A 6373-nucleotide genomic window follows, 5' to 3' on the forward strand; every position below is an offset into this window, starting at 1 on the left:
CTCCCCGATCACCCGCGCCTCCGGGCGCCGCACCGTGGTGCTGGCACGCTACGCCCGCAACAAACGCCTCGGCGACGCAGTGCACCAGTGGGCGTTCTGCGCACTGACGAACTCACCCGGCGCCCGCGCCTACTACGACGAACTCCGAAGCCGCAAGGTCGGCCACCACGCCGCCCTACGCCAGCTCGGCAACCGCCTCGTCGGGATCCTGCACGGCTGCCTGAAGACCCGCACCACCTACAACGAGACCACCGCCTGGGCCCACCGCTTCACCGCTGCCGCTTGACACCACTACGTCATGGGATGTCTGACCGCGGTCCGTGCCGACCCGCCGGTCGTGGTCTGTCCCAACGGGGCGGAGGCGCCCTGGCCCGTAGAGCCCAGGTATAAACGTTCCATGTGTTGCCGTCGGCAGACGGCGACCGCTACGCTGTGCCGGTATCTTGGCGGGCCCCGGCCCCCGATGCTCCCGGGAAGAAACGATTCAACCCTTGCCGACTCGGATGAAGAAGACGTGTCGTCGAACGCCTGTTGGGCGAGGGGAAGGAGACGGCGGTCGCCTGATGTCCTGCGAGGCCGAACATGAGCCCGCGGGTCGAGGTGAGAGTACTTCTGACGACATTGCCGTAGACGCCGCCAGGGTGGCGCTGTGTCGGTGATGAAGAATCGTACGACGACGTCTTCATTTCGGGCGAGCCCCGGTGGCAGTTCAGTCATAGCGCAATCGATAGTGAGGGAAAGAGTGTGCTGTACGAGGTTCGAGAGTACGTCGTCACGCCCGGTCGCCTCGAGTCGCTCATTACGAGATTCAAAGAGCACGCATTACCCCTGTTCGTCAAACATCAGATGGACCTCGTTCAGATCGGCGTGACCTCGGTGGGCGATCACTCGTTCAACGAGGTCGTCTACATGCTCCGGTTCACAGATGTCGCAGACATGGAGCGCAAATGGGGGGCGTTCGTCCATGATCCGGAGTGGATCGCCGCGTTTCGCGCGAGCGAGGCGGACGGCCCATTGGTGCAGTCGATGAGGCGTCGACTGGTCGACGCGAGCTCGTTCGGTGAGTGGTGTACGAAGAAGTGAACAGTGGTAGCAGGCGCGAGTTCCGTGCGGTACGAATCCATGGAGGCGACGGATCGACCCGGCTTTCGGTCGACGAGCTGACCGACGACGACCTGCCCTCGGGCGATGTCGAGGTCGACGTCCTCTACTCGGATCTCAATTTCAAGGACGGGAAGGTGATGGAGGCCGGCTCGTCCCTCCCTCAGTGCTTTCCCATCGTTCCGGGTATCGACTTCGTAGGAACGGTGACCCGTTCTTCGAGTCCGCTGTTCGCGGTCGGCGATGGGGTGGTGGCGAACGGCTTCGGTCTCGGGACCGATCGTGACGGGGGACTGACGCAGCGGACACGTGTTCCGGGCACCTTCTTGCTGGCACTTCCTTCGCGGCTCGATCACCGGCGCGCCGCTGCTATCGGGACCGCGGGGTACACCGCCGGGCTGGCAGTCGAGGCAATCCTCGGGGCCGGTGTGAGGCCTTCGAACGGGCCGGTTCTGGTCACCGGCGCGGGTGGCGGCGTCGGAACGCTCGCCATCGCGGTGCTGGCCCAGGCCGGCTTCGACGTCGTGGCGTCAACCGGACGGGCAGACCAACTGCGGGATTCGCTGCTCCGGCTGGGGGCGTGCGAGATCATCGACCGGCTGCCGGCCGAGGCCGGCGACGGGTTGGCGACTCCCAGCTGGAGCGCGGTGGTCGATTCCGTCGGCAGCACCACGCTCGCCTCGGCTCTGGCCGCCACCCGCTACGGAGGCGTGGTCGCCGCGGTCGGTCTCGCACAAGGAATCGATCTTCCTGCGACGGTGCTGCCGTTCATCCTGCGAGGGGTCTCGTTGGTCGGTATCGACTCCGTCTACGCCTCCGAGCACCGACGGCGGCAAGCATGGGACCGGCTGGCGAACGTGGACCACGAGCTGCTCGACTCGATCACTTCGGTCGTGGGGCTCGAGGACGCGGCGAGGGTGTCGCAGGATGTCGTGGCAGGCCGGGTACACGGTCGTGTCGTCGTCGATGTCCACAAATGAGCGACGAGGCAATGGCGGACCATCCGGTCGTGTACATCGGCGGTGAGGGGCGGGGCGGGGCGGCGCGGTCGCCGGTCTGCTCGGGGGGTCCGGTCCCCTCCTCCTGGCACCGCGAGATGCCGACGGTGGGGAGAGGGCAGCGGGTGTGGTCGTCCTGAGATCGGTGACAAGGAACGGGACGCGGCGTGCCGGCGCCGCCGACGAATGCATCTCGCGTCGACGGCGATACGCGGCGTCGGCGCCGGAAGGGCTGCGCACGAAAAGGGAGTGTCGAGCTCAGCTGGCGGTCCACGCACGATAGTTCCCGACGTCGCCCACGACTTCCTGAACAGCGCGGCCACCGGGACTTCCGAGGAGGTGTGCAATTCGCCCGAGGGCGGCTCGCGGCGTACCGGTTCTCCCGGCAGATCGACGACGTCCCCGAAGCCTGCGACCAGCAAGCGTGACGCCCTGCGCTCCGCGGAAGTCTCGACGGATGCATCGGTCGGCCCCACGGTAGAAATGGGCGAAACTCAACCGCGATGAGTCAAGAGTCTCCGGCGGGCCCCGGATGGGCGTTCGGGCCCGAAGAAGCGAGAACAGCGCGAAAGGAAGCGTACAGAATGACACAGCATCTCGGAAACGTGTTCCGCTACCAGCTCCAGCCTGAAGGGTACGAAAATCTGGAGGACGCGGGCTCGACGGTACCGACCGGTACTTACCATATCGGCACTGTCGCCGGTGCGGAGGTCGGCGTGTGGGAGGCGGAGCCGGGGCTCATCGGGGGCGTGACCGACGACGAGGTGTTCGTGGTCCTGGAAGGACGTGCCGAGGTCACGTTCGACGACACAAGGGAAACGATCCAGATCGGACCCGGCGATGTCGTACGCCTCAATAGGGGCCAGCGCAATACGTGGCGGACCCTCGAGCGACTTCGGAAGGTCTCCATCTGGTCGGCGTCGGACTCGTGACGTGGTTGTCCCGCTGCGGGCGCCGGCCGCCCGAGGCCGGGCTGACCACGATGTCGGCGGCTGACATCCGATGCCCCGTCCGGTGATCCTTGACGTGGGTGCCGGCAATGACGACGCAGTCGCGCTCACGACGGCCGCCATGCGCCCGTACGTCGACATGGTCGACGAGGTCATCGACATGGGCGGTGCGTGGAAGTCCGGAAACCGGGCACCAGCACCGGAGTTCGACATCTGCGTCGACGCCGTGGCGGCCGATGCTCTCCTCGGAACCGGCGTCGAGCGCCTCACCGTGGCTCCTCTCGACGCCACGCACGAGGTGCTCGTGACTCGTGACGACGTGCGCCGCTCGTCGAGAGCCTGAGACCGACTCCGGTCGAGTCGTCTCGACTCTCGCGTGAGTACCACATCGCATCCGGCCCTCATGGTGTAGGAATCTTTCATCTGCCCTCTCGCCGCGCGCTCTCCGTCGCGCACGCTGCCGGCGAAGCCGTTCTCGAGTCACGGAGGATGCCGTGGATGTGGAACGGTGAGCCCGCAGGACTACGGTCGGACAACCGTTGATTCCCCGACGGGCGGAGCAGGCAGCGGGTAACGCGCGTGTCGCTGTTCGCGCCGACGGCGAGCGGTTTGGCCGAATTCTCGATGACTGCTCGAGTTGTTGAACCAGGCGTCTCGCGCCGACCGAGTGTGTGTCCTTGTACTGCAACGGCGGTGAGGGCGTCTGTGCGGGGCTGACGGCCCGGTCGGCGGTGATGGTCACGCCTGGTCGGTCTTTCCGGGGACGTGGCTTTGTCGGACGCGGTGGTGAAGCTGGTCGCGGGCTGTTTCGGCCGGGTGTCGGGTGGGCCGCGCACCTGCGCGGGTTGCTGGTCGGGCTGGAGCGCACGAACGGCAGAACTGAACCCCCGCGGAGCACGCGGGGGCGGTGTCTCTGATGGGGCGCGGCGGCTGCTGCGGACTGGGACGGCGATGGGGTCCGCGACGATCTGGGCGACTACGTCCTCGATCTGGCGCCCCTCTGTCCGGCGTCGACCGTCGACCAGACCGGGTTCATGAAGACGGGCGTCCGCTGTCGGCTCGGGTGCTCCTCGCCGACGCGAGCGGCCACGGTCGGGCGTTGCTCGACCGTGAGCGCTTCTTGCGCACCCCGGACCGAGGATGCTGCGCCCGTCGCCGACGAGTCGGGTGCTGCACGAGCACGGGTGGGCCGGCGATGCTCGCCCGCGCTTACGCCGGCGGCGGCTCACGAAGGACTCGTGGGTGGATCGCCGGAGTGCGTGGCGCCACACCGCGGCACGACGGCTGGGAGCGACGTCCGGTCGGGCCGGGTGCGCTCGGGTTGCGGGTCTCCGACCGGGACCGCTGTCGCACTCACCACCGACGGCCTCCCGACGGCCTGGGGGCACTGGCTGCCGGTTCGTCGCCAGACCGAGCCGGTCGAGGGCACGACGGAACGGGAGCCGGCCTAATACCGCAGCGCCGCACCCGCAGCCACCCCGCTGCGACAGTCGGTCCGGGTCGCGCGAGCTCGGCCGGCGATCGAGGAGTGCTTCCGGACCGCGGAGACGACGCCGGACTCGGCCACGACCACGTCCGCTCCCGCCGGGACCGGCACGCCCACGTCGCCCTGGCCATGCCAGGTACCGCCTACCTCGCGGTCACCCGCGTCTCGATCACGAACGCGACGCCGAAAAGGGGCAACCGGCCATCGTCGGCTGATTCCGCTGTCGGGCGATGAGATCGGACGGCGACGCCCGCGAGCCGCCGCGCACGTCCTCGCCCCGCAGGCCTGCATCCACCACCTCGTGCACCGGTCGACGTGGCGACGCGAACGCCAGCAGCATGCTCGCGACCAGCCTTACCGGCGCGGTGGCGAACGACCGCCCGGCCGATCACTCCGCTGTTGCGGTGTCAGGTGCTGGTCGAGCGGGCTCGGCCTCCTCGAGGGCGACCCCAAGGACAGAGCCCTCGCTCCGCAGCTCGTCGTGCACAGAACAACAGCACCGCCGCTCGCGCCAGCGGGTGAGTCCGACATCGCGCTCGGTTGTGCGCGTCTGCAATGGGGGCCGGGTTGTGGCGCACCAGATGGTTGAGGCCGCGTCGGCGCACGGCTTGATCAGGGCGACCGCCTCGTCCGGGACGCCGTCTTCGAGGTTCCTCTCACCCGCGCGGGCGCAACTCCCGGAGGGAGGGATGCCCGTGTCGTTCTTGACCCCCCACGGCGAGGGACCTATGATCCCAGAATCGTTTCTATATGTGCTCGATCGACGGGAGCCATGCTACGGCTCCATGGTCGACTGAGTGCAGGTTCTTGGCGGGGAGGAGAGGTGAAGATGGAGTCGGATCGTTTCTTCATCGGTGCCCTCGACCGCCCCGTCGGGCTCGGTTCCCCGGACGTCCTCGACCCGTCGACCGCGACGCCGATCGTGACGGCGTGCAGTCGGCGACACCGCGGACGCCGATCGCGCGGCCTCCTCCACGTTCCGACCCTCCTCCGCGCCGGGCGCAGGCGGAATTCGTCGGGTGGTGGTACTGCGCCGTCCTGTGGGCCTCGACGCCGTCCTGGGCGGCACGCGTGCAGGCCCCGGTGAAACGGGCATGAGGCGGCACGACGTGACGCAGACCGACTGCGCACGAGCGGCGGACCGTGAAGGACGTGGCCGGGCATGTTCGGGTTCTCGGCGAGCACGGTGTCTCCCTGCTCAGCACTCCGGACCGGTCATGCCGAAGCAGCGCAACCGGGTGCTGGATGCCCGCCCGGGGCCTGGCGTACTCACCCCACGGGTCCCCGCGCGACCTCGACCGGCGTCTTACCTCCACTATCGGGATGGTCCTGCCGGAACCGGGCCCGGGCGGACATGCTCCAGGAGTGGGAGATCGAGTTGTCGACGCGAAGCCGTGAACAGGTGCGGGACAGGGCGAGCTGTACTCTGTCAAGAACCGGTTCCATCCGAACTTCCCGGCTGACGTGGGCCGGCTGGCGGCCCGGCGTCGGGCCGCCAGCGCCACACGACGAGCGGCCGCGGGTCACCCGGAAGACTGCCCGACGTCGAGGCTTGCCCGGATCGCCTCAGGTCAGCCGGGCTCGACCAGCATAGAAACGTTACGATCGTGTTCATTGTGGTTGCGCGCCTAGCTTCGACGGGCTGGGGTGAGCCAGGCTCTCCGGTGTGTGAACGGGGGCGTCCATCTGAGCGACGCTCGCGGCCGGACGATGCCAAACCGGCTCGCAACGCGCACCAAGTCCACCGGTAGAAACGACTCTCATGAAGGCGGATCGATGGGGTATCTCGACAACCTGATCATCAATACGGACAACTACAAGCACTGTCACTACCCGCT

Annotated in this window: 5 protein-coding genes and 1 pseudogene; 5 read left to right on the forward strand and 1 reads right to left on the reverse strand. The window is 68.0% G+C overall.

Annotation, left to right across the window (positions count from 1 at the left end):
• From PSD17_RS13760 to PSD17_RS13780, 5 genes and pseudogenes are all read left to right on the forward strand, one after another.
• Positions 1 to 286: pseudogene (locus PSD17_RS13760) on the forward strand (IS110 family transposase); the annotation flags it as partial.
• 458 nt (positions 287 to 744) lie between these two features.
• Positions 745 to 1083: an NIPSNAP family protein gene (locus PSD17_RS13765; RefSeq protein WP_103381262.1), complete on the forward strand. Its 339-nt coding sequence runs from the start codon at positions 745 to 747 to the stop codon at positions 1081 to 1083.
• Positions 1065 to 2081: an acrylyl-CoA reductase family protein gene (locus tag PSD17_RS13770; protein ID WP_339122837.1), complete on the forward strand. Its 1017-nt coding sequence runs from the start codon at positions 1065 to 1067 to the stop codon at positions 2079 to 2081. Before PSD17_RS13765 ends, PSD17_RS13770 begins: the two co-directional genes overlap by 19 nt.
• Positions 2082 to 2683: 602 nt before the next feature.
• The gene (locus tag PSD17_RS13775; RefSeq protein WP_103381263.1) at positions 2684 to 3031 is read left to right on the forward strand and encodes a cupin domain-containing protein; all 348 of its coding nucleotides are present in this window, start codon (positions 2684 to 2686) and stop codon (positions 3029 to 3031) included.
• Positions 3032 to 3125: 94 nt separating this feature from the next.
• Positions 3126 to 3392, forward strand: a complete 267-nt coding sequence (locus PSD17_RS13780) for a nucleoside hydrolase (protein ID WP_158703475.1) — start codon at positions 3126 to 3128, stop codon at positions 3390 to 3392.
• Between the two features lie 1312 nt (positions 3393 to 4704).
• On the opposite strand, the gene PSD17_RS13785 is transcribed toward PSD17_RS13780, so the two are convergent.
• Entirely contained in the window at positions 4705 to 4875 is a 171-nt protein-coding gene (locus PSD17_RS13785) for a hypothetical protein (RefSeq protein ID WP_339122838.1), read from the reverse strand.
• Between the last annotated feature and the right edge of the window lie 1498 nt (positions 4876 to 6373).

Origin of the sequence: Pseudonocardia sp. D17 (genome assembly GCF_036984265.1) — a bacterium.
GTDB classification, from domain to species: Bacteria; Actinomycetota; Actinomycetes; order Mycobacteriales; family Pseudonocardiaceae; genus Pseudonocardia; species Pseudonocardia benzenivorans.

Excerpts from the sequence above, each read along its gene's own strand:
- PSD17_RS13785 (WP_339122838.1), bottom strand. The coding sequence starts at position 4,875 with ATGCTGCTGGCGTTCGCGTCGCCACGTCGACCGGTGCACGAGGTGGTG.
- PSD17_RS13775 (WP_103381263.1), top strand. The coding sequence starts at position 2,684 with ATGACACAGCATCTCGGAAACGTGTTCCGCTACCAGCTCCAGCCTGAA.